Here is a 23,701-nt window from a genome sequence, read left to right as displayed (position 1 = left end):
TACGCCGGATCGGCCGGTGGTTGTCGGAGTCGATACCGGGGGGACGTTCACCGACATAGTCGCGTTCGTGGGCGGCGTGCGGCGGGTACACAAGGTGTCTTCCACGCCGGCGGCTCCGGAGGCGGCGGTGCTGCGGGGGTTGCGGGAGTTGTTGCCGGACGGCGCGGACTTCGTACTGACGTACGGGTCCACGGTGGCCACCAATGCGCTCCTCGAACGGCGGGGAGCCAAAGTAGTTCTCCTGACCACGGCCGGGTTCGAAGACGTCATCGAGATCGGCCGGCAGAACCGGCCGTCCCTCTATGCCATGGAACCGCGGCGGGTGCCGCCGCTGGTCGAGCGGTCCGCCAGAATCGGCATCGGCGAGCGGATGGGTCCGGACGGCAGGGTGCTGGCGCCGCTGCGCCCGCACCTGGTAGCCGCGGCGGTACGCGCCGCCGTGCGGCGCCGTCCGGACGCGGTGGCGATTTGCCTGTTGCACGCTTACGCGAACCCGGCCCACGAGCGGCGTCTCGGCGCGGCCCTGCGCCGCGCCTGCCCGGGGCTGTTCTGTTCCCTGTCGCACGAACTGGTGGCCGAGCAGCGCGAATACGAGCGCTGCAGCACGGCGGTGGTCAACGCCTACGTCGGTCCGGCGATGCAGCGACACCTGGAAGCCCTCCATGCGGGCGTGCGGGGCAGTCGTTTGCGCGTCATGCAATCCAACGGCGGGGCGATCGCTGCCGAGTTGGCCGGTCGTGAGGCGGTTCGTACCGTGCTGTCGGGGCCCGCTGCGGGGGTCGTCGGCGGGTGGCGAGTGGCGGCACAGCTCGGCATCCGGCGGGCCATCACGTTTGACATGGGCGGGACGTCGACGGACGTGAGTCTCGTCGAAGGTGGGGTGGGATATCACTCGACGTGGGAGATCGGTGGGGTGCCGGTTGAGGTTCCAGCCATCGATATTCACACCGTAGGAGCCGGGGGTGGTTCGCTGGCTGGGCTCGATGCCGGAGGCGCTTTGAAGGTCGGCCCCGAGAGCGCCGGAGCCGATCCCGGTCCGGCGTGTTACGGCACCGGGACGCGGCCGACGGTGACTGACGCGAACGTCGTGCTCGGGAGGCTGGTGCCGGAGGCGTTCCTTGGCGGCCGGATGCGACTGGACTCGGCGCGGGCCGCAGCGGCGCTGCGGCCCCTGGCGCGGGCGCTGGGTGGCGGCCTGGAGGCCGCGGCCGACGGTGTGGTGCGGGTGGTCAATGCGAGCATGGAGCGTGCGATTCGCACCATCTCGGTCGAGCGGGGGCACGATCCGCGTGCGTATTCCCTGGTGGCGTTTGGCGGCGCGGCGGGACAGCACGCCTGCGCTCTGGCGATGGCGCTGGGAATTCCCCGTGTCGTGGTGCCAGATGCACCGGGGTTGCTTTCGGCGTGGGGCGCCGCAACCGCCGACGTCCAGCGTGACTTCGTGCGCACGGTACGGCTCGTCGATCCGCGGCCGGAAACGTTGGCGGCCGTGTTCGCGCCGTTGGAGCGCGCCGTGCAGGAGGCATTGCGGCGGGCGGGCTTTCCGGCCGCGCGCCGGCGAATCGTTCGCGTCGCCGATATGAGTTACGTGGGCCAGTCGCACACGATCCGGGTGCCGTTCACCCCGAGGAGCATGGATACGTTCCACCGGTTGCACCGGCGGCTGTACGGTTACGCGGACCGGGACCGTGCGCTGATGGTGGTGAACGTGCGCGTCATGGGTGTCGGGCGCGTATTGCCGATCCGCGAGCGACCGCCGGCCGTCACGACGCAAGCCGCTTCGCGTCCATGGTCGCTCCATTGGGACGGCGCACGGGTGCGGGCACGGGTAATGGACCGCGCGTCGCTGCACCCCGGCACGGTGGTGCCCGGGCCGGCGGTCATTGCCGAGCTCAGTGCGACAACGATTGTGCCGCCGGGATGGCGGGCGCGAGTCGACCGCACACGACATCTGGTGTTGACCCATGACGATTGACCCGGTCACGCTGGAGGTTTTTAACCATCGCTTCGCCGCCATTGCCGAAGAGATGGGGGGTGTCTTATGTCGCAGTGCCTTCTCCCCGAACATCAAGGAGCGGCGCGATTTCTCGTGCGCGGTCTTCGACGCGGCCGGCGAACTGGTGGCGCAGGCCGCCCACATTCCCGTGCATCTCGGCTCTGCGGGGTTGTCCGTGCAGGCGGCAATGCGAGCGGTGCGGATGCGCCGCGGCGATGTGGTCGTGCTCAACGATCCTTTCTCCGGCGGAACCCATCTGCCCGACGTAACCCTGGTGGCGCCCGTGTTCGTGGGCTCAGGGCGCCGGGCGGTGGCGTACGTTGCGAATCGTGCCCACCATGCCGACATCGGCGGAGCCGCCCCGGGATCGCTGCCCCTGGCGACCGAGGTGTACCAGGAGGGTCTGCGGCTTCCGCCCGTGCGACTGGTGGCCGCCGGCCGCATGGTCGGTGAGGTCGTCACTCTTTTTCTCGCCAACACGAGGGTAGCGGAAGAACGGCGAGGCGACCTGCTCGCCCAACTGGCCGCTCTGCGACTCGGCGCGGAGCGCGTCGCCGAGTTGATGCAAACGGCGGGGACCAAACTGACGATCGCGGCGATGGCGGCGCTACAGGCGTATTCCGAGCGCCTGCTGCGTGCCGAACTGCGTCGGCTTCCGCGTGGAGCCTTTCGGGCCGTCGATTGGATGGACGACGACGGGCTGCTGGCGCGGCGAATTCCATTGCGGGTCGCGCTGCGTCTTGCCGGGGAACGCGCCGTGGTCGATTTCTCCGGGACGGCGGCGCAGGTGCCCGGTGGGATCAATGCCAATCGTGCCGTCACTCTGGCCGCGGTGCTGTATTCCTTTCAGGCCCTGGCGGGGGGGAGAATCCCGGCGAATGCCGGCCTGCAGCGGCCGCTGCAGATCATTACGCCACCGGGAACCCTGGTAAACGCCGTCTTCCCGGCGGCGGTGGCCGGCGGTAATGTCGAGACCTCGCAGCGTATCGTCGATGTCGTCTGGCGAGCGTTAGCACAGGCCGCGAGCGACCTGGTGCCGGCGGCCAGCAACGGGTCGATGAACAACTGTGCTCTGGGCGGGTACGACGCGGTTCGGCAGCGACACTTCGCCTATTACGAAACGGTCGGTGGCGGGGCCGGGGGTGGCCCACAGGGGCCTGGCCTCGGGGGCGTGCACACGCATATGACCAATACGCTCAACACTCCCGTGGAGGTGCTGGAGGCGGCGTATCCGTTGCGCGTGACGAGGTACGGGTTCCGGCCCCGTTCCGGCGGACGCGGGCTGCACGCCGGTGGCGACGGCATCGTACGCGAGATCGAATTCCTCGCCCCGGCGACCGTAACGCTTCTTACCGAGCGCCGACAAATACCCCCCTACGGTTTGCGCGGCGGCAAACCGGGACGGACGGGTCTTAACCTTCTGCGGCGCGCCGGACGGGTGCGCCGCCTGCCGGGAAAGACAACGCTGGCGGTCGGGCCGGGGGACAGAATTACGCTACTGACACCGGGTGGGGGCGGATGGGGTCGACGCGGCCAGCGCAATGCGGGGCCGACGTCCCCCCTCCTTCGAGACGAACGTACCACGCCCCACCCGGGGGCAGTCGCCCGGCGCCAACGCCGCCGCCGGGCATGATCTGTGGGCGCTGCGCCCACCCGGTTGGGGCAGCCGCTCAGGCAGCGGCGGCCCCGGCCCTGGTCCGCATGCGGCGTTCCAGGTGATCGATGCGCTTGCGCAGCCGGTCGACCTCGGCGCGGGTCGGCAGATCGAACCGCACGCGGAGCGGCTCCACGGCTTCGACCACCTGCTTCTCGGCGCGCCCTGCGACCTCCTCGACCCGCCGGCGTGCCGTCTTGACGAGCCGCTCGGCCCGCTTGCTCCATGCCGTACCGGTGCGATCGACCTCGGTCAGCACCCGCTTTACCGCCTTGCGCCATTCGGGCGGCAGCCTGTGCAGCGCCTCTTCCCACCGCTCACGCAGCTCCCTGGTGACCTGCTCCGGCAGCGCATTGACGCGTCGCGCCAGCTTCTCGACCCTTGTCCCTGGCTTTCTCGGTGTCATTGTCGGTCCCTCCTCTGCACGGACTATAACGCCCTGCGTCATGAAGCGCAATGCGGTGCGTCAAGAAGGGCCGCGTTCGGATCGGAGCTCGACGGAACCTTTACAAGCCGGAAGGTGCGTGTTAGGCATGCCCGCTGTTCATAAGAGACGGAGGAAAGATGGGGTTGGCTCCCGAAAAGACGCAGGAGCTCATCGGACAGTACCAGCAACACCCAGCGGATACTGGTTCTCCCGAGGTTCAGGTCGCGCTTCTCAGCGCTCGCATCGAGTATCTTACCGAGCACTTCAAAGCCCACAAGAAGGACCACCATTCACGGCGCGGTCTTCTGATGCTGGTAGGCCAGCGTCGGCGCTTGTTGGACTATTTGAAGGGTAAGGATTTCGAGCGCTACAAGAGCCTGATCGGGCGGTTGGGGATTCGCAAGTAGCCGGCACGCCGTTCGGCGGCGGTCCCCACCTGTCTTTCCCTCCCCACAGGGGCTACGAGCCCGGGAGGTTGAATTCTACATGTTTCGGAAGGTTGAGGCGGAGTTTCACGGCCGTCGGCTCACCATGGAGGTGGGGCGGATGGCTAAGCAAGCCGACGGTGCCGTGTTGGTGTCGTGCGGCGAGTCGCTGGTGCTGGTTACCGCGGTGGCGGCGAAAAGCGGGCGCGAGGGCATCGATTTCTTCCCGCTCACCTGCGATTACCAGGAGCGCACCTTTGCCGCCGGCAAGATTCCCGGCGGTTTCTTCAAACGCGAGGGTCGGCCCTCGGAGCGCGAGACGTTGACGTCGCGCCTCATCGATCGGCCGATTCGTCCGCTGTTCCCGGACGGTTTCACCTGCGAAACGCAGGTTATCGCCACCGTGCTGTCGCACGACCGCGAAAACGATCCCGACATGCTCTCTGTCACCGGCGCGTCGGCCGCTCTGCACATATCCGATATCCCGTTTCACGGGCCGATTGCGGCGGTTCGTATCGGCCGAATCGGCGGGCAGTTCGTCATCAATCCGCCCCTGGCGCAGATCGATCAGTCCGACCTGAACCTGATCGTGGCCGGCAGCCGCGAAGGCATCGTCATGGTTGAGGGCGGGGCGAACGGACTGCCCGAAGACGTCATGCTGGATGCATTGTTCACGGCGCACGAGGCCCTGCAGCCGCTGCTCGACATGCAGGACGGGTTGCAAAAAGCCCTCGGAAAACCGAAGCGCGCGGTGGTGGCGCCGGTACGTGACGAGGCGCTGATGGCGGCCGTGGCCGCCGAGGCCCGGCCGCGGTTCGCGGCCGCCTTCAAGGTGCCCGCCAAGCAGGAACGGGCGGCTGCCGTCGCCGGGGCGGAAGCGGACACCGGGGCGGCGCTGGCGGCGACTTACCCGGAACAGGGCAAGCAGATCCGCGACATCTGCGAAGAGATCAAGAGCGAAGTGATGCGGCGCGCCATCGTCGAAGAGGGGCGGCGCGTCGACGGCCGCGGCCTCGAGGATATTCGCCCGATCGAATGCGAGGTGGGTGTCCTGCCGCGCGCGCACGGCTCGGCGCTCTTCACCCGTGGCGAAACCCAGGCGCTGGCGGTGGCGACTCTCGGAACATCCTCCGACGAACAAAAGATCGACGCCCTGATTGGCGAGCACTACAAGAAGTTCATGCTGCACTACAACTTCCCGCCGTTCAGCGTCGGCGAAGTCAAGTTCCTCCGCAGCCCCGGACGCAGGGAAATCGGTCACGGGGCACTGGCCGAACGCGCGGTTGCCGCCGTACTGCCCCCCGAGGATGCTTTTCCGTACACGATCCGCGTCGTCTCGGAGATCCTCGAGTCGAACGGCTCGTCGTCCATGGCCACCGTTTGCGGGGCATCGCTGGCCCTCATGGACGCCGGCGTGCCGGTTCTGGCCCCGGTGGCGGGAATTGCCATGGGCCTCATCAAGGAAGGCGACGAGATCAGGGTTCTTTCCGACATCCTCGGCGACGAGGATCACCTCGGCGACATGGATTTCAAGGTGGCCGGTACCCGCGACGGCGTTACCGCGCTGCAGATGGACATCAAGATCGGCCGCGTGACGCGCGACATCATGAGCACCGCGCTCTACCAGGCGCGAGCGGGTCGACTGCACATCCTCCAGGCGATGGGCGCGGTCATTGCCCAGGCCCGCACGGAAATGTCGCAACATGCGCCCCGCATCGTCACGCTCAAGATCCGACCCGAAAAGATTCGTGACGTCATCGGCCCCGGCGGCAAGGTGATTCGGGGCATCATCGAGGAAACCGGCGTCAAGATCGATGTCGAGGACGACGGCACCGTGTTCATCGCCTCCTCCGAGGGCACCGCCATGCAGCGGGCCATCGATCTCATTCAGGGCATCACCGCCGAAGCCGAGGTCGGTAAGGTCTACAAGGGCACCGTCCGCAAGATTGTCGACTTCGGAGCCTTCGTGGAAATTCTGCCCGGAACCGATGGCCTGCTCCACATATCCCAGATCGGTCCCGGCCGCGTGCAGCGGGTAAGCGACGTCCTCAAGGAGGGCGACGAGGTGATGGTCAAGGTCCTCGAAGTCGACAAGACCGGCAAGATCCGGCTGAGCCGTAAGGAGGCCATACAGAACCAGGGACCGGCGTCGTCCGCCTCGTAGACGCAGCGAGTTCGAAGTCATGCCGAATCGACGCCGGGTCGCGCGATCGCAACTCGCCAACGGCATCCGCGTGGTTACCGAGACCATGCCGGGAGTCGCGTCGGTTACCGTCGGCATCTGGGTAGAGAACGGCTCCCGCTACGAACGTCCCGACCAGGCCGGCATCTCCCATTATCTGGAGCACTTGCTCTTTAAGGGTACGGAGCGCCGTACCGCCGCGCAGATCGCCGAGGAGTTCGATGCCGTCGGGGGCGTGATCAACGCTTTCACCGGCAAGGAGTATACCTGCTATTACGGCAAGGTTCTCGCCGAACACATGGGCGTGGCCGAAGACGTCCTGAGCGACATCTTCCTGCACTCGCGTTTCGATCCGGACGAGATCGAGCGCGAACGCAGCGTCGTGCTGCAGGAAATCTCGCAGGTGGAGGACACCCCGGACGATTACGTCCACGATCTTTTCAACCTCAACTTCTGGCCCGAGCATCCGCTCAGCTTCCCCGTCTGCGGTCGCGCCGAGACGGTCCAACGTTTTTCCCGGCACGATTTCCTCGATTTCGTCGATTCTCGCTATCGGCCGGATCGGCTGATTGTCGCGGCGGCCGGCAACGTCGAGCACCAGCGTCTGGTCGCGTGGGCGGAGCGGGAGTTCAGTCACCTCAGCGGCCGAACCGCCGGCGTCGATGGAGTACCGCCGACGCCCCGGCGCAACGTGTTCCACCTCGAGAAACCCCTGGAGCAAGTGCACCTCTGCCTCGGGACACCCGGGGTTTCGCAGCGCGCCGAGGAACGTTACGCGGCCTATCTGCTCAACACCGCGCTCGGCGGCGGCATGAGCTCTCGACTGTTCCAGGAAGTGCGCGAGAAGCGCGGCCGCGCCTACGCCGTGTACTCGTTCCTGTCGTCCTACATCGATGCGGGCTACATCGGCATCTACGTGGGAACCAGCGCCGAATGGGTCGAAGAGGTGGTTGCCGTGATCCTTGGCGAACTACGCTCGATCCGGCAGCACGGACTGCACCCCGACGAACTGACGCGCGTCAAAAACCAGCTCAAGGGCAACTTGCTACTCGGACTCGAGACCAGCGACAATCGCATGAGCCGCATCGCCAAGAACGAGATTTACTTCGGCGGCGACGTGTCGCCGAGCGCAGTGGCGGCCCGCATCGATGCGACCGGCAACGACGAGATCGTGGCTCTCACCACGCGTCTGGTGCGCGCGGACGCCATGGCGTTGACCCTGCTCGGCGACTTGAAGGGTAAACCGGTCGGGGAAACCATGCTCGACGCCGCGTGAGGCGATGGAAGCGGTCGTCGTACCGGTCCGGCGCGTACGCGCGGCGCGGGACCCGCTGCCGTTGCCGCGCTACATGACCGCCGGCGCGGCGGGCATGGACCTGATGGCAGACGTCACCGAACCCGTTGAGGTGCCGCCCGGAGGGCGCGCCCTGGTGCCAACCGGCCTGGCGGTCGCCATTCCGCTTGGCTACGAGGCCCAGGTACGGCCGCGCAGCGGCCTCGCCCTGCGCCAGGGTATGACACTGCTCAACACCCCGGGGACCATCGATGCCGATTACCGCGGCGAAGTGCAGATCATCGTCGTCAACCTCGGCGCCGAGCCGGTAACCATCCGCCGCGGCGACCGTATCGCCCAGCTCGTCCTGGCACCCGTAGCCCGGGCGGTCTGGAACGAAGTGGCCGCCCTCGACGAGAGCGCGCGCGGCGCCGGCGGATTCGGACACACCGACGACGCCCGGGATGACTGAAAGGGCCGCTTCACGTAAGATCGCCTTCTCAATCGCAGGAGCCCGACGAGCCCCGAAGCGGCGACGGAGCCAGACATGATCGATCGGTATACGCGGCCCGCCATGGGTGCGGTGTGGACGGAGGAGACGAAACTCGGCCTGTGGCTGGAAATCGAGATCCTCGCCTGCGAGGCGCTAGCCCGCCACGGCGACGTCCCGAACGAGGTCCCCGGCCTGCTCCGCGGCCGAGCCCGGGTCGATGTGGGCCGCATGCGGGAGATCGAGCGCGACGTCGGCCACGACGTCATCGCCTTCGTCACCTCGATCGCCGAGCAGTGCGGACCGGAAGGCCGCTTCCTGCATCTCGGGCTCACTTCCTCCGACGTCCTCGACACCGCCTTCGCCGTACAACTGGTTCGCGCCGCCGATCTGCTCGTTGCGGGCGCCGAGGCGCTGCGCGACGTCATCGGCGCACAGGCGCAGGCGCACCGGGGGCAGGTCGTCATCGGCCGCACCCATGGCATCCACGCCGAACCGACCACCTTCGGCTTGAAACTCGCGGGCTGGTACACCGAGATGCAGCGCAATGTTGCCCGCCTGCGCGCCGCCCGCGAGACCGTGCGCGTCGGCTCGCTTTCCGGCGCCGTGGGCACCTTCGCGCATCTGCCCCCGGAGGTCGAAGCCTACGTGTGCGAGCATCTCGGGCTGCGTCCCGAGCCCGTGGCCACACAGGTTATACCGCGGGATCGGCACGCCGAATTCTTCGCCTCCCTGGCGGTCGCGGCGGCCTCGGTGGAGCGCTATGCGGTCGAGATCCGACACTTGCAGCGCACCGAGGTGCGTGAAGCCGAGGAGCCCTTCGGCAGCGCTCAGAAGGGATCGTCGGCCATGCCGCACAAGCGCAACCCCATCCTCAGCGAGAATGTCACCGGCCTTGCCCGTCTGCTGCGCGGCTACGCCGTCGCCGCTTTCGAGAACGTCGCCCTCTGGCACGAGCGCGACATCAGTCATTCCTCGGTCGAACGGGTGATCGGACCGGACGCCACGATCGCCCTCGACTTCATGCTGCACCGCATGACCGGCGTGATCCGCGGCCTCGTCGTACATCCCGACGCCATGCAGGCCAACCTCGAACGGGCGCGCGGCGCCGTATTCTCGGAGGCGGTGCTGCTGGCCCTGGTGCGCAAGGGGGTCAGTCGCGACCAGGCCTACCGCTGGGTGCAGCGCTGCGGCCTGCGCGCCTTCGAGGGTGCGGACTTCCGCGTCGAGGTCGGCGCCGACCCCGACATCATCCGCCATCTCTCGACCGGCGAGTTGCAAGAGCTCTTCGACCTCGGCCATCAGTTACGCTATGAACCCGAGTTATTCCGGCGGGCATTCGGAGGGGCATGATGGAGAAGCGCGGGACCATCGCCAGCAAGGGCATCGACAACGACGAGATGAGCGAGACCTGCGTCGGCCCCATCGAGGAGGCCGACCGGGTAGTGTACCACGGCATCTGCCGCGCCGCCGTCGGGTGAGTACCGAGATCATGCGTGCGCGCGTGTTCATCACCCCCAAACGTGGCGTGCTCGACCCGCAGGGCAAGGCGGTCGAACACTCACTTCACCACCTCGGCTTCACGGAAGTCCAGGAGGTTCACCTCGGCAAGTACATCGAACTCGCTCTCGAAGGCGTGAGCCGCGAGGAGGCCCAGCGGCGCACCGACGAGATGTGCCGCCGCCTCCTCGCCAACGGCGTCATCGAAGACTATCGTTTCGACATCGACGAGTGAAAAGCCATGCGCTGGGGTGTTGTGACCTTTCCCGGCTCCAACGACGATCACGATGCGCTGCACGTGATCAAACACGTGCTGGGAGACGACGCGGTGCCGTTGTGGCACAAGGACCGCGACCTCGCGGGTGCGGATTGCGTCGTCCTCCCCGGCGGCTTCTCCTACGGCGACTATCTGCGTTGCGGCGCCATGGCCCGGTTCTCCCCGGTGATGGAGAGCATTGCCGAGTTTGCCCGCGCCGGTGGGCTCGTCATGGGAATCTGCAACGGCTTCCAGGTGCTCTGCGAGGCGGGCCTGCTGCCCGGGGCGCTGATCCGCAACCGCGGCCTGCGCTTCCTCTGCGGCTGGGTGTACCTGCGCCTCGAAGAAACCGAAACCCCGTTCACCGGTCGCGGTAAGCGCGGCGAGGTGCTGCACATACCGATCAAGCACGGCGAGGGATGCTACGTCGCCGACCCGGCCACCCTCGAACGCCTCGAGGACAACCACCAGGTCATCCTGCGGTACGTCGACAGTAGCGGTCGGGCCACGCCGGAGGCGAACCCGAACGGCTCGCTGAACAACATCGCCGGCATCGTCAATGCGCAACGCAACGTCTTCGGCCTGATGCCGCACCCCGAACACGCGGTCGAAAAGCTCCTCGGCGGCGACGACGGCTTACGGATTTTCCAGTCCCTTCGCGCCGCGCACTCCGACGGTAACCGTGCGCGCACCGCCTCGACGGCACCCGGTCACTGAGAACATGACACACCGCGGACAGGCGATGACCGCAACCGAGGCCGCCGAACACGGTCTGAGCGCCGAGGAGTTTGCGCGCATCTGCTCGACCCTTGGGCGCGCTCCGAACCTCGTCGAACTCGGCGTCTTCTCGGTGATGTGGTCGGAGCACTGCAGCTACAAGAGCTCCCGAGCCTTGCTGAAGACCCTGCCGACCCGCGGACCGCGCGTGTTGCAGGGGCCGGGCGAAAACGCGGGCATCGTCGACATCGGCGACGGACTCGCCGTGGCTTTCAAGATCGAAAGCCATAACCATCCGTCGTTCGTCGAACCGTATCAGGGTGCGGCCACCGGTGTCGGCGGCATTCTGCGGGACGTATTCACCATGGGCGCCCGGCCGATCGCGAACCTCAATTCCTTGCGCTTCGGCAGCGTCGACCACCCGCGCACCCGCTATCTCGTCAACGGCGTGGTCGCCGGCATCGGCGGCTACGGCAACTGCATCGGCGTACCCACCGTCGGCGGCGAGGTCTACTTCGACGAAGGATACAACGAGAACATCCTCGTCAACGCCTTCACGCTCGGCATCGTGCGCACCGACGCCATCTTCCGCGCCTGCGCGGCCGGAGTCGGCAATCCCGTCATCTATGTCGGCTCGAAGACGGGCCGCGACGGCATTCACGGCGCCAGTCTCCTCGCCTCGGCCGAGTTTACCGGCGAAACCGAGCAGAAACGGCCGACCGTTCAGGTCGGCGATCCGTTCACCGAAAAACTCCTCCTCGAAGCCTGTCTGGAGCTCATGGAGAACGACGCCATCGTAGCGATCCAGGATATGGGCGCCGCCGGCCTCACCAGCTCGTCGGTGGAAATGGCCGGCCGCGGCGGTATGGGAATCCATCTCGACCTCGACCGCGTACCCCTGCGCGAACGGGGCATGTCGCCCTACGAAATACTGCTTTCCGAGTCCCAGGAGCGCATGCTTATCGTTGCCCGGCGCGGGGCGGAAGAGGTCGTTCGGCGCGTCTTCGCCAGGTGGGATCTCGATGCGGCGGTAATCGGCACGGTAACCGACGACGGGCATTTCCGCGTGTCGCTCCACGGCGAGGAGGTGGTACGCATTCCGATCGGCGCCCTTACCGACGATGCGCCGATCTACCAGCGGCCTGCCACGCCGCCCCCCGGCACCGACGAACTGCAGGAACTCCGCCTCGAACAGGTGCCGCTTCCCGGCGACTACAATCAGACGTTGCTGCGACTGCTCGACTCGCCCAATATCGCTTCCAAGAGCTGGGTGTTCGCCCAGTACGACTATCTCGTGCGCAGCAACACCGTGGTCGAGCCCGGTTCCGACGCCGCCGTCGTGCGCGTCAAAGGCACCACCAAGGCACTGGCGATGAGCGTCGACTGCAACAGCCGCTACTGCTTCCTCGACCCGTACGTCGGCGCCATGGTCGCCGTCGTCGAGAGCGCCCGTAATGTGGTCTGCGCCGGGGCGACCCCGATCGGGCTCACCGATTGCCTCAACTTCGGCAACCCCGAGAAGCCGGGGGTGATGTGGCAGTTCGCCGAGGCCATCCGCGGCATCCGCGACGCCTGCCACGCACTGAACGTGCCGGTGGTCAGTGGCAACGTGAGTTTCTACAACGAAACCGACGGACGGCCGATCCCACCGACGCCGACGATCGCCATGGTCGGACTGATCGACGACGTCCAACAGACGACCACCCAGTGGTTCAAGACCGAGGGCGATGTCGTCGTGTTGCTCGGTCGCACCCGCGAAGAGCTGGGAGGTAGCGAGTACCTGGCGATAACCCGCGGTCTCGTCTGCGGCACTCCGCCGTGGATCGACCTCGAGGTGGAAAGCGCGCTGCAGCGGGCATGCCGCGCCGCGATCGGCGAAGGTCTGGTGCGTTCGGCTCACGACATCAGCGAGGGCGGTCTGGCAGTGGCGCTTGCCGAATGCTGCATGTCGGGCCCGGGGCCTCACCTGGGAGCGGTCATCGCGCTGGAAGGGGCCATCCGCCCCGATGCGATCCTGTTCGGAGAAAGCCAGTCGCGAATCCTGGTCTCGGTCCGGCGCCGCCATCTCGCCCGCCTGCGCGAACTGGCCGCCGCGGCCGACGTCCCCGCGGCCACCCTCGGCGAAGTGCGCGGCCGCCGCCTCGTAATCGATCCGCTGGTCGATCTCGATATCGACGAGTTGCGGCGCACCTGGGTGGAGGCGCTGCCACGGCGCCTCGGGGAGCCGACATGAAGGTCCACGGACAGAGGTACCACAGCGCGGCCACAATCCGCTTCGGTGCGGTGCCGCCGGGAGGCAGCAGCGGTGTTTGACCGGTTCCGCGAGAAGTGCGGCGTCGTCGGCGTATTCGGGCATCCGGAAGCGGCCAACCTCGCCTACCTCGGGCTCTACGCGCTGCAGCACCGCGGCCAGGAATCGGCCGGCATAGTCTCCGCCAGCGGCGAGGCGCTCATCTCCCACCGCGGCCTCGGGCTGGTGGCGGACGTGTTCGACGAACAGATCGTCCGCAAGCTCGAGGGCAGCTCGGCCATCGGACACAACCGTTACTCCACATCCGGGCAAACGCTGCTCCGAAACACGCAGCCCTTCGTCGTCGAGTACGGCCAGGGCGGCATTGCCGTCGCCCACAACGGCAACCTGGTGAACGCCGAGGAACTGCGCAACCGCCTCCAGCGCCAGGGCGCGATCTTTCAGTCGACGGTGGACACCGAGGTGATCATGCACCTCATCGCCGCCGCGCACGCCGAACGCACCATCGACCGCATCATCGCCGCTCTCAGCCAGGTGCGCGGCGCCTACTCCCTGGTGTTCCTCACGCCCCACGAACTGGTCGCCGTGCGCGATCCGTACGGGTTCCGGCCGCTGGTCTTCGGGCGCATTCCCGAACGCGATGCCGTTGTGGTTGCCTCGGAGACCTGCGCTCTGGATCTCGTCGGCGCCCGCTACGAACGGGAGGTCGAACCGGGTGAGGTGCTGTGGGTCAGCGCCGCCGGTGCACAGAGCTTCAGGCCTTTCCCGGCCGCCCCGCGCACCAGCTGCATTTTCGAATACATCTACTTCGCCCGGCCGGACAGCCGCGTGTACGGCCGCAGCGTGTACGAAGTTCGCAAGGAACTGGGACGGCAACTGGCTCGCGAAGCACCCGCCGATGCGGACATGGTGATTCCGGTCCCCGATTCCGGGGTGCCGGCCGCGCTGGGGTTTGCCGAGGAAGCCCGCCTGCCGTTCGAGATGGGTCTGATCCGGAACCATTACGTCGGGCGGACCTTCATCGAGCCGCGCGACGCCATCCGGCACTTCGGTGTCAAGGTCAAGCTGAACGCGCAGGTCGAGGTGCTCGCCGGCAAGCGGGTCGTGGTCGTCGACGACTCGATCGTTCGCGGCACGACCAGCCACAAAATTGTCACCATGCTGAGGGCCGCCGGCGCCCAGGCGGTACACATGCGTATCAGCTCACCGCCGACGATCGGATCGTGCTTTTACGGCGTCGATACCCCCACCACGGAGGAGCTGATCGCCACCGACCGCTCCCTGGAACGAATCCGTAGCTTCATCGGCGCCGATACGCTGGCGTTCCTGAGCGAACGCGGCATGTACAGCTTCCTTGCCAACGGCGAGGGGCACGGGTTCTGCGCCGCGTGCTTTACCGGGCGCTATCCCGTCCCGGTTACCGACCAGGGCCGCATTCACCAATTCGTCTTGTTCGAGGCAGCCGAACGGTGATCCTCCCTTCCAGATGAAATGCCCGTTCTGCCACGATCCCGAGAATCGCGTCGTCGACTCTCGTCTCACCGAGGACGGCGGGGTGATCCGCCGCCGCCGAGAGTGTGCGAGCTGTAAGCGGCGGTTCACCACGTACGAACGGGTCGAGGAAACGCTGCCGACGATCGTCAAGAAAGACGGCGGACGCGAAGCCTACGACCGGCACAAGATCGAAGCCGGCATGCGCAAAGCGTGCGAGAAGCGTCCGGTGAGCATTACCGCGATCGAGGAGGCCATCGATGGCATCGAACGCGGGCTGCAGGAGCGCGGCGACAAAGAGGTGCCGAGTTCGGTCGTCGGCGAAGCGGTGATGCAGGCCCTCCATGCCCTCGACCCGGTGGCCTACGTGCGCTTCGCGTCCGTGTACCGGTCTTTCAAGGACGTCGGCGAGTTCATGCGCGAGCTGGAAGATCTCATGAAGGCGCGCCGCAAGACCGCGTCCAGTCCACGGCCGCGTCGGAAGGCGTGAGGCGCCGTGGGGTCTGCTGCCGACAGGCAGTTCATGCGCCTTGCTCTGCGCGAAGCGCGACGAGGACTCGGCCGCACCAGCCCCAACCCGCCCGTCGGCGCCGTCGTGGTGACCGCCGGCGGCACCGTCGCCGGGCGCGGGTTTCACCGCCGTGCCGGCGCGCCGCACGCCGAGATCGAGGCGCTCGCTTCGGCGGGCAGCGCCGCGCGTGGCGCGACGCTCGTCGTCACGCTGGAGCCGTGCGCACACCACGGCCGCACGCCGCCCTGCACCGAGGCGATCGTGGCGGCGGGCGTTCGCCGGGTCGTCATCGGCGCCCGCGATCCCAATCCCCACGTGCCGGGGCAGGGTGCGGCGCTCCTCGCGGCCGCCGGCGTCGAGGTTGCCGACGGGGTGCTGGAAGCGGCCTGCAACGACCTCATCGCCCCCTTTCGCAAGCACGTCCGTACCGGTCTGCCGTGGGTAACACTGAAGCTCGCCGCCTCCCTCGACGGCCGCATCGCCACGGCAGCCGGCGACTCGCGTTGGATCACCGGACCCGACAGCCGCCGTTACGCGCATCGTTTGCGCAACGAACACGACGCCATCCTCGTCGGCGCCGAAACGGTGCGGCGCGACGACCCGGCCCTGACCTGTCGATTGCGCGGCGGCCGAAACCCGCTGCGCATCGTTCTCGACGGTCGCTTGCGCCTGCCCGCCACCGCGCGCGTGCTGACCGACGGCGCCGCTCCCACCCTGATTGTCGCCGGCCGCTCCGCACCGGCCCGCCGTCCGTGGATGGACCGCGCGGCCGGCGTACAGGTAATGCGTCTTCCCGACCGTGACGGGGTGGTCTCGCCGCGGGCTCTGCTGCGGGCCCTCGGCCGCCGCGGGGTCGTCTCGGTACTCGTCGAAGGCGGTGCTCGCGTGGCCGGGACACTGCTGCGCGCCGGGGCGGTCGACCGCCTGCTCTGCTTCCTGGCGCCGATGCTCATCGGCGAGGACGGCCGCCCCATGGTCGGACCGCTGGGGGTGCTGGGTCTGCGTTCGGCGCTGCGCCTGGGCCCCTTGCGACTGCGGCGGTTTGCGACCGATATATTAGTTGCTACAGATGTGCGGGCGGGAGAACCGGGTGAATCGGATTGAACCAGCAACACGGGAACTGCGCGCCGGACGCATGGTGGTGCTCACCGATGGCGCCCAGGGCGAGGGGCAGCTCTGCCTCCTCGCCGACGCGATCACCCCGGATGCGGTGAACTTCATGGCCACCCATGCCCGCGGGCTGGTCTGCCTCTGTCTGCCCGAGGACCGCATGCGCGAACTCGGCATTCCCTTGATGGGGCCCGACAACCCGGCCTCGCGAGAGCGGTTTGGAGCGTCGATCGAGGCACGGCGCGGGGTCACCACCGGCATTTCCGCCGCGGATCGCGCGACCACCGTTCGCGCCGCGATCGCTCGCGAGGCGCAGCCCGACGATATCGTCATGCCCGGTCATATTCAGACGCTGGCGGCCCGGCCGGGAGGGGTGCTGGCGCGAGCCGCACTGGCCGAGGCGGCCGTCGACCTCACGCGCCTCGCCGGCGCCACCCCGGGGGCGGTCGTCTGTACCGTTCTCGACGACGACGGCAGCGTCGCCACCGCCGCCCAGCTCGGCGAACTCGCCCAACTGTTCGCGCTGCCCCTGGTCGATGTCGCCGATCTGGTGACCTACCGCCTGCGCAACGAGGCAGTGGTGCAACGCGTGGCGGACGCGCCGATCGTTACCACCGCGGCCGGGCGGTTTCGCACCGTCGTGTACCGCAGCGACGTCGACCGCCACGAGCATATCGCCCTGGTCAAGGGCCGCCTGCGCCCCTCCGACGCGGTGATGGTGCGCGTACACTCCGAATGCCTCACCGGCGACGTCTTCGGCTCGCAACGCTGCGACTGCGGCGACCAGCTCTGGCGGGCTCTCGAAATGATCGAACGCGCCGGCCGTGGCGTCCTCGTGTACATGCACCAGGAAGGACGCGGCATCGGATTGGCAAACAAGATTCTCGCCTACGCCCTGCAGGATCAGGGGCGCGACACGGTCGAGGCGAATCTCGAGCTGGGCTTCGAGGACGACGGCCGGGATTACGGCCTCGCCGCCCAGATCCTGCGCGACCTCGGCGTCTGTCGTGTCCGCCTGCTCACGAACAATCCCAAGAAGATCGACGGTCTGCAGCGCTACGGCATCGAAGTGGTCGAGCGTCTCCCGATCGAGATCCCGGCACACCCGGGTACACTCAAGTATTTGCGTACCAAGCAACAGAAGCTCGGGCACATCCTGTCGGGCCTCAAACCGGCGCCCTGAGTCGCCCATGGCGAATACTTTCAAGGGCGGCCTCGATGGCCGCGGGCTGCGAGTGGCCGTTGTGGTGTCGCGATTCAACAGCATCGTCACCGAACGATTGCTGCGCGGCGCACTGACCGCCTTGACCGGTTGCGGCGTCGCCGACGACCGTATCGACGTCGCACACGTACCCGGCGCCGTCGAGATCCCGCTCGCCGCCGAGTCGCTGGCGCGCAGCGGCAAGTACGGAGCACTGGTGTGCCTCGGCGCGATCGTCCGCGGCGAGACCCAGCACCACGACTATATTTCCAGGGCGGTGATCGACGCCCTGCAGGAGATGCAGATACGCCACCGGCTGCCGATTGCACTCGGCGTTCTGACCACCGAGAACCTCGAGCAGGCGCTTTCGCGATCCGCCGACGATGCTGGCAACAAGGGCCACGAGGCGGCTGTTACCGCCGTCGAGATGGCCGACCTGTTGCGCCAACTCGCATGAGCGGCCGGCCGCGGCGCCGGCCGGGCACTGAGGGACGGAGACGATAGGAGACTATGGGTCCGCGACGCAAAGGGCGCGAACTGGCCGTCCAGGCTCTCTATCAGCTCGACGTGCTCGGCACCGCGTCCGCACCGCAGACGTTGCGGGCGTTCTGGGAGGGCAGCGACGCCAGCGCAGCCGCCAAGGCTTTCGGAATGGAACTCGTCGCCGGGGTCGGCGCCGAACGCGAGCGCATCGACGAGTTGATCGCGGCGACCTCCGAGCACTGGCGCATCGAGCGCCTTTCGCTGGTCGACGTCTGCGTGCTGCGCCTCGCCACCTACGAGCTACTGCAGAGTCCGAGCGTGCCGACGAGGGTGGTGCTCGACGAGGCCATCGAAATCGCCCGCCGTTTCGGCAACGCCGAGTCGGCCGCCTTCGTCAACGGCGTGCTCGACGCGATCGCGACGCGACTCGGCGTGAAGGACGAAGCGAACCGATCCGGAGATGTGAGCTGAGCATGAACGAACGGTACGAGCCGGCTGCCGTGGAAGCGAAGTGGCAGCGACTGTGGAAGGAACGCGGCACCAACACCGTCGACCTGCACCGGGCCCGGCAGCCTTACTACACCTTGATGATGTTTCCGTACCCGTCGGCCGAAGGGCTCCACGTCGGCAACGCCTTCGCGTTCACCGGCGCCGACATCCACGGGCGGTTTCGTCGCCTGCAGGGACACGACGTGTTCGAACCCATCGGCTTCGATGCCTTCGGCATCCACACCGAGAACTACGCCCTGACCGTCGGCCGCCACCCGCGCCGTCTCATGATCGAGACGACGGCGAACTTCCGCCGCCAGCTCGAGCGCCTCGGGCTCATGGTGAACTGGGAACACGTCGTCGACACGACGCAGCCCGACTACTACCGGTGGACCCAGTGGATCTTCCTGCAGCTTTACAAGCACGGTCTCGCGATTCGCAAGAAAGCGCCGGTCAACTGGTGTCCCCGCTGCCAGACCGTCCTTGCCAACGAACAGGTCATCGACGGCTACTGCGAACGCCACGGCGATACCCGCGTCGAACAGCGGTTCACCGAGCAGTGGTTCTTCGCCATCACTCGCTACGCGCAGCGCCTGCTCGACAACCTCGCCTGGATCGACTGGTCGGAGGTCACCAGAACCGCACAGCGGAACTGGATCGGCCGCTCCGAGGGCGCGGAGATCGACTTCCCTCTCGCCGCGGCGCGCAGCCGCGCAATCCGCGTCTTCACCACGCGCCCCGATACGGTCTTCGGCGCCACCTACATGGTGCTGGCCCCCGAACACGAACTGGTCGACACCCTGGCCACCCCGGGACAACGCGAGGCCGTGCTCGCCTACCGCGAGCGTACGGCGAGCATGGATCTGGTCACGCGGCGCAGCGTGAAAGACAAGACGGGGGTGTTTACCGGGTCGTTCGCGGTGAATCCGGCCACCGGGCACGAGATCCCGATCTGGATCGCCGACTACGTCCTGGCCGAGTACGGCACCGGCGCCATCATGGCCGTACCCGCCCACGATCAACGCGACTTCGAGTTCGCCCGCGAGTTCGATCTTCCGATCGTCCGGGTGATCGCCGCCGCGGGAGAGGACGCCGGCACCCCGCTCGACGCGGCGTACGACGGCCCCGGCCATCTGGTGAACAGCGGCCGCTTCGATCGCATGGACGCCGAAGCCGCGAAGGACGCGGTGACGCAGTGGCTCGCGGGGCAGGGGGCGGGACAGAAACGCGTGCAGTACCGTCTGCATGACTGGTGCATCTCGCGGCAGCGGTACTGGGGGCCGCCGATCCCGATGATCCATTGCGGCGCCTGCGGCATCGTTCCCGTGCCCGAGTCGCACCTGCCGGTGATGCTGCCGGAGATCGAGGACTTCCGGCCCGACGCCAGTGGCGTGGCGCCGCTGGCCCGTGTGCGCGAGTTCTACGAGGTTGACTGCCCGCACTGCGGCGGCGCGGCCCGCCGCGAGACCGACGTGTCCGATACTTTCCTCGACTCGGCCTGGTACTTCCTGCGCTATCCGTCGACCGATCGCCACGACGTGGCCATGGACCCGGAACTGACGCGGCGGTGGCTGCCGGTGGACATGTACATCGGCGGCAACGAACACGCCGTGCTCCATCTGATGTACACCCGCTTCGTCACGATGGCACTGTCCGATATCGGCGTGCTGCCTTTCGAGGAGCCCTTCAAGACCTTTCGCGCCCACGGACTGATCATCAAGGACGGCGCCAAGATGTCGAAGTCGAAGGGAAACGTGGTGACCCCGGACGCTTACATCGACCAGCACGGCGCCGATGTCTTTCGCACGTATCTGATGTTCCTGGGACCCTACGAGGACGGCGGCGACTTCCGCGACGAAGGCATTGCCGGAGTGCGCCGCTTCGTCGACGGCGTCTGGCGCGCCGTGCGCGACTGGAGCGTGAGCGGCAACACGGCGCCGGCAGCGGAGCCGCTGCGGCGGGCCACGCACCGAGCCGTCAAGAAAGTGCAGGAGGACCTCGACGGACTGCGCTACAACACCGCCATTGCGGCGCTCATGACGTTGTTGAACGAGATCCGGCGCGGCGGCCCACCCGACCGCGAGGTGCTGGAGGCCATGACGATCATGCTGGCGTCTCTGGCGCCGCACGTAGCTGAGGAGCTCTGGGAGGCGCTCGGGCACGATTCCAGCGTCTTCGCCGCGCGCTGGCCGACGTACGATCCGGCGCTGGTCGTCGAGGACATCGCCGTCGTGGTCGTTCAGGTTAACGGCAAGGTACGCGGGCGCGTCGAGGTGCCGCGGACGGCCGGCGAGGAGGAAGTCGTGGCCGCCGCGCTGGCCGACGCAGCGATTCAGGCGCACATCTCCGGCAAGTCGATTCGCCGGCGCGTCGTCGTGCCCGGGCGTCTGGTCAACCTGGTGGTGTAAAGTGCGCGGGCGAGTCCACGCGTTCGCGGCCACCGCCGCACTCGCCGCACTGGCGGGTTGCGGATACCACGTCATCGGCACCGCCGACGTGCTGCCGGCGGAAGTGCGTACCCTGGCCGTCGGCGAGATCGACAACGGCTCTCGCGAGTACGGCTACGAGCGCATCATTGCCTTCGCACTCGAACGCGAGATCGCCGTGCGCCGCCGCTTTGCGCTGGCCAATCAGCCTGCGGGTGCCGACGCGGTGCTGTCCGGGCGAGTGGTCGACGTCTACACCCGCCCGGTCGCATTCGGGGCCAACGACCAGGCGGTACAGTACGAGGTGTCGGTGGTCATCGATCTGACCCTGGTCAATCAGCGCGACGGCACGGTGCTCTGGCAGGCGCAGCGCCTGCGCGAAATCGATGAGTACAGCGCAAGCGCTACCGTCGTGGTGACCAGTTCCTCGGAGTTCCAGCAGGGCCTGCTCGACGCGGTGGACATCAACAATCCGCAGTTTGCGACGATCCAGCTCGCCGAGACTTTGCGGCAACGCGCGCTCAACCGCCTCGCCGCACAGACGGCGCGCGACGTCTACGATCAGATGATGGAGGGATTTTGACGACCGGGGTGTGGCTGCCGGCCGCCGCGAGCGCCAGACGCGCCGCGGGCGGCCGCGAGTGCGGACGGCTCAGGATGCCTTCAGGGCTGCCACCTGGCTGCTCAGACGGGCGACTCGGCGGGCGGCGCTGTTGCGATGGATGACGCCTTTGGTGACCGCCTTGTCGAGGGTGCGCATGACGGTGCGCAGCTCCTTCTCGGCCGCCTCGACTTCCTTGTTGTCGATGACCTCGCGCAGGGTCCGCAGGACCTTACGCACGTGCGTGCGCACCGACTGGTTCCGCGCCCGGCGCTTCAGGCTCTGGCGGTGACGCTTGATGGCAGAGGGATGTCGTTGAGCCACTTGTTTGTCCTCCCGATTGGAACCGAAACGGCTAGCATAGAGGTTTTCCAGGGTCAATTGTGCGGGTCATTTCGTCGTGTCCGCGCAGATCGACACGGACCGGCGCACCGGCGCGCCCGGGGCCGGGGTCGGCCGCGAAATGCACGGGCGGCAGGCAGCAAGGCCGGGCTCGGCGGCTTCCCGCCTCGCCGTGGAGCGGGCGATCGGTGAGTGAGAACCGGCAGATCGCGCGGGCCGCGAGTTTGGTCGGCGCGTTTACTTTCCTGAGCCGCGTCGCCGGGCTCGCGCGCGATTCGGTGACGGGATACTACTTTGGCACCGGCATGGCGGCCGACGCGTTCTTCGTCGCCTTTCGGGTGCCCAACCTGCTGCGCCGGTTCGTCGGGGAGGGGGCGATGAGCGTCGCCTTCATTCCCGTGTTCACCGACTATCTGACGAACCGTACGCGCGACGAAGCCATCCGGGCGGCATCGGCCGTGGCGACGATGCTGGCTATGCTGCTGACGGCGCTGACCGTGTTGGGCATCGTCTTCGCGCCGTTTTGGACGGCTTTGTTCGCCCCCGGGTTCATGGACGATCCGGCGAAGTATGCTCTGACGGTGTCGCTGACGCGGTGGCTGTTTCCGTACATCTTTCTGATCAGTTTGGTAGCGCTGGCCTCGGGCATTTTGAACGCCATGCGCCACTTCGCGGCGCCGGCATTGTCGCCGATCTTCCTTAACCTATCGATGATTGCGGGTGCCGTATTGCTGAGCCCGCACCTGTCGGTGCCGATTCGCGGACTGGCTTACGGGGTACTGCTCGGAGGCTGTCTGCAATTGGCCTTGCAGCTACCGCCGTTGCACCGGCTGGGCGTGCGTCTGCTGCCGCGGTGGGAGCCGCGTCACGAGGCGGTGCGCCGGTCGATGCGGTTGATGGCACCGATGCTCTTCGGAGCGGCGGTCTACCAGATCAATCTCATGGTCGACACGGTGCTCGCCTCGCTGCTGCCGACGGGAAGCGTCTCTTACCTCTGGTACGCGGACCGGGTGTTCGAGTTTCCGCTCGGGATTTTTGCTGTCGCGCTCGGTACGGCCGCATTGCCGAGTTTCTCGGCGCAGGCGGCGCGGGGGGCTTACGACGACCTGCGACGGAGCATCGCGTTTGCGATCCGGTTGACCAACTTCATCGCCGTGCCGGCGGCTTTCGGCATTGCGGCCCTGGCCGTGCCGATCGTCTCGGTGCTGTTCCAGCGGGGGGCCTTCGGGCCGGAGCAGACGGTTTTGACGGCGCGGGCGCTGTCGGCGTTCGCGGTCGGGCTGTGGTCGGTGTCGATGGTACGGCTGATCGTTCCGGCGTTCTATGCGATGGAGGACACGCGCACGCCGGTGACGACCGCGGCGGTGGCGTTCGTCGTCAATGTGGTGTGCAGTCTGACGTTGATGGGGGCGGTCCCGGTCACCGGCGAGACCGCATTCGGCGATGCCATTGCGCGGGCGACGCAGGCGATGGCGCTGTTCGAGCTGCGTCACGTCGGGCTGGCGCTGTCGACGTCGGTGGCGGCGACGGTGAATATGGTATTGCTCGGCGTGCTGTTGCGCTACCGGCTCGGGCCGCTGGGAGGCCGCGAGTTGCTCGGCTCTCTGGGGCGCAGTCTGGTGGCGTCGCTGGCCATGGTGGTACCCGTGCGGGCGGTGGCCGGGCTGGCGGACTGGACCGCCGACGGGTTAATGGTGCGGGTCGGCATACTGGGGGCTGCGGTGACCACCGGCCTGCTGGTATTTGCCGCGGCAGGGACCGTACTGGGCGGCACGGAAGCCCGCGCCATCTGGGGTATGCTTCGCGCGCGTCTCTCCCGCGGGACGGGCCGACGGTAAGTCGGGGTCCGCCGTCACGTCACGAACCCCAGGCGGAG

The 23,701-nt window shown here is 67.5% G+C and carries 21 protein-coding genes; 19 read left to right on the top strand and 2 right to left on the bottom strand.

The window, feature by feature from the left end; translation table 11 throughout:
- The first annotated feature begins 16 nt into the window (after positions 1-16).
- Entirely contained in the window at positions 17-1,975 is a 1,959-nt protein-coding gene (locus L6Q96_02430; GenBank protein ID MCK6553432.1) for a hydantoinase/oxoprolinase family protein, read from the top strand.
- Positions 1,965-3,629 carry a hydantoinase B/oxoprolinase family protein gene (locus L6Q96_02425; GenBank protein MCK6553431.1) on the top strand — a complete coding sequence of 555 codons (1,665 nt, stop codon included), beginning with the start codon at positions 1,965-1,967 and terminating at the stop codon, positions 3,627-3,629. Before L6Q96_02430 ends, L6Q96_02425 begins: the two co-directional genes overlap by 11 nt.
- A gap of 37 nt (positions 3,630-3,666) precedes the next feature.
- Here L6Q96_02425 and L6Q96_02420 read toward each other — a convergent pair whose 3' ends face one another.
- Positions 3,667-4,056: a hypothetical protein gene (locus L6Q96_02420; protein MCK6553430.1), complete on the bottom strand. Its 390-nt coding sequence runs from the start codon at positions 4,054-4,056 to the stop codon at positions 3,667-3,669.
- A 158-nt stretch (positions 4,057-4,214) separates the two neighbouring features.
- On the opposite strand from L6Q96_02420, the gene rpsO reads away from it, so the two are divergent.
- The 16 genes from rpsO to lptE all read left to right on the top strand — a co-directional run bounded on the left by rpsO (position 4,215) and on the right by lptE (position 21,465).
- Positions 4,215-4,484 (top strand): 30S ribosomal protein S15, encoded by a 270-nt coding sequence (gene rpsO / locus L6Q96_02415; GenBank protein ID MCK6553429.1) that lies wholly within the window; start codon positions 4,215-4,217, stop codon positions 4,482-4,484.
- A 79-nt stretch (positions 4,485-4,563) separates the two neighbouring features.
- The gene (gene pnp, locus L6Q96_02410) at positions 4,564-6,666 is read left to right on the top strand and encodes a polyribonucleotide nucleotidyltransferase (protein ID MCK6553428.1); all 2,103 of its coding nucleotides are present in this window, start codon (positions 4,564-4,566) and stop codon (positions 6,664-6,666) included.
- Positions 6,667-6,685: 19 nt separating this feature from the next.
- On the top strand, positions 6,686-7,960 hold the full coding sequence (locus tag L6Q96_02405; GenBank protein MCK6553427.1) for an insulinase family protein: 1,275 nt from the start codon (positions 6,686-6,688) through the stop codon (positions 7,958-7,960).
- A 4-nt stretch (positions 7,961-7,964) separates the two neighbouring features.
- Positions 7,965-8,429 (top strand): dUTP diphosphatase, encoded by a 465-nt coding sequence (gene dut, locus L6Q96_02400; GenBank protein MCK6553426.1) that lies wholly within the window; start codon positions 7,965-7,967, stop codon positions 8,427-8,429.
- A gap of 75 nt (positions 8,430-8,504) precedes the next feature.
- Complete coding sequence (gene purB / locus L6Q96_02395; GenBank protein MCK6553425.1) at positions 8,505-9,800, top strand: adenylosuccinate lyase; 1,296 nt, start codon at positions 8,505-8,507, stop codon at positions 9,798-9,800.
- Positions 9,801-9,939: 139 nt separating this feature from the next.
- The gene (purS, locus tag L6Q96_02390) at positions 9,940-10,182 is read left to right on the top strand and encodes a phosphoribosylformylglycinamidine synthase subunit PurS (protein ID MCK6553424.1); all 243 of its coding nucleotides are present in this window, start codon (positions 9,940-9,942) and stop codon (positions 10,180-10,182) included.
- A 6-nt stretch (positions 10,183-10,188) separates the two neighbouring features.
- The gene (gene purQ / locus L6Q96_02385; GenBank protein ID MCK6553423.1) at positions 10,189-10,920 is read left to right on the top strand and encodes a phosphoribosylformylglycinamidine synthase subunit PurQ; all 732 of its coding nucleotides are present in this window, start codon (positions 10,189-10,191) and stop codon (positions 10,918-10,920) included.
- 25 nt (positions 10,921-10,945) lie between these two features.
- Positions 10,946-13,153, top strand: a complete 2,208-nt coding sequence (purL, locus tag L6Q96_02380) for a phosphoribosylformylglycinamidine synthase subunit PurL (protein MCK6553422.1) — start codon at positions 10,946-10,948, stop codon at positions 13,151-13,153.
- Between the two features lie 72 nt (positions 13,154-13,225).
- On the top strand, positions 13,226-14,644 hold the full coding sequence (gene purF, locus L6Q96_02375) for an amidophosphoribosyltransferase (GenBank protein ID MCK6553421.1): 1,419 nt from the start codon (positions 13,226-13,228) through the stop codon (positions 14,642-14,644).
- A 13-nt stretch (positions 14,645-14,657) separates the two neighbouring features.
- Positions 14,658-15,152: a transcriptional regulator NrdR gene (nrdR, locus tag L6Q96_02370; GenBank protein ID MCK6553420.1), complete on the top strand. Its 495-nt coding sequence runs from the start codon at positions 14,658-14,660 to the stop codon at positions 15,150-15,152.
- Positions 15,153-15,158: 6 nt separating this feature from the next.
- The gene (gene ribD / locus L6Q96_02365) at positions 15,159-16,277 is read left to right on the top strand and encodes a bifunctional diaminohydroxyphosphoribosylaminopyrimidine deaminase/5-amino-6-(5-phosphoribosylamino)uracil reductase RibD (GenBank protein ID MCK6553419.1); all 1,119 of its coding nucleotides are present in this window, start codon (positions 15,159-15,161) and stop codon (positions 16,275-16,277) included.
- Entirely contained in the window at positions 16,243-17,466 is a 1,224-nt protein-coding gene (gene ribA / locus L6Q96_02360; protein ID MCK6553418.1) for a GTP cyclohydrolase II, read from the top strand. Before ribD ends, ribA begins: the two co-directional genes overlap by 35 nt.
- Before the next feature lie 7 nt (positions 17,467-17,473).
- The gene (ribH, locus tag L6Q96_02355; GenBank protein MCK6553417.1) at positions 17,474-17,941 is read left to right on the top strand and encodes a 6,7-dimethyl-8-ribityllumazine synthase; all 468 of its coding nucleotides are present in this window, start codon (positions 17,474-17,476) and stop codon (positions 17,939-17,941) included.
- 53 nt (positions 17,942-17,994) lie between these two features.
- Complete coding sequence (gene nusB / locus L6Q96_02350) at positions 17,995-18,438, top strand: transcription antitermination factor NusB (GenBank protein MCK6553416.1); 444 nt, start codon at positions 17,995-17,997, stop codon at positions 18,436-18,438.
- A 2-nt stretch (positions 18,439-18,440) separates the two neighbouring features.
- Complete coding sequence (leuS, locus tag L6Q96_02345; protein ID MCK6553415.1) at positions 18,441-20,864, top strand: leucine--tRNA ligase; 2,424 nt, start codon at positions 18,441-18,443, stop codon at positions 20,862-20,864.
- A gap of 1 nt (position 20,865) precedes the next feature.
- Complete coding sequence (gene lptE, locus L6Q96_02340) at positions 20,866-21,465, top strand: LPS assembly lipoprotein LptE (protein ID MCK6553414.1); 600 nt, start codon at positions 20,866-20,868, stop codon at positions 21,463-21,465.
- Between the two features lie 69 nt (positions 21,466-21,534).
- Here the strand turns inward: lptE and rpsT are convergent, their stop codons facing one another.
- Entirely contained in the window at positions 21,535-21,807 is a 273-nt protein-coding gene (gene rpsT / locus L6Q96_02335) for a 30S ribosomal protein S20 (GenBank protein MCK6553413.1), read from the bottom strand.
- 206 nt (positions 21,808-22,013) lie between these two features.
- On the opposite strand from rpsT, the gene murJ reads away from it, so the two are divergent.
- Complete coding sequence (gene murJ / locus L6Q96_02330; protein ID MCK6553412.1) at positions 22,014-23,663, top strand: murein biosynthesis integral membrane protein MurJ; 1,650 nt, start codon at positions 22,014-22,016, stop codon at positions 23,661-23,663.
- The last annotated feature ends 38 nt before the right edge of the window (positions 23,664-23,701 follow it).

The organism is Candidatus Binatia bacterium (genome assembly GCA_023150935.1).
GTDB lineage: Bacteria > Desulfobacterota > Binatia > HRBIN30 > HRBIN30 > JAKLJW01.
This window is presented reverse-complemented; position numbering and strand designations above follow the sequence as displayed.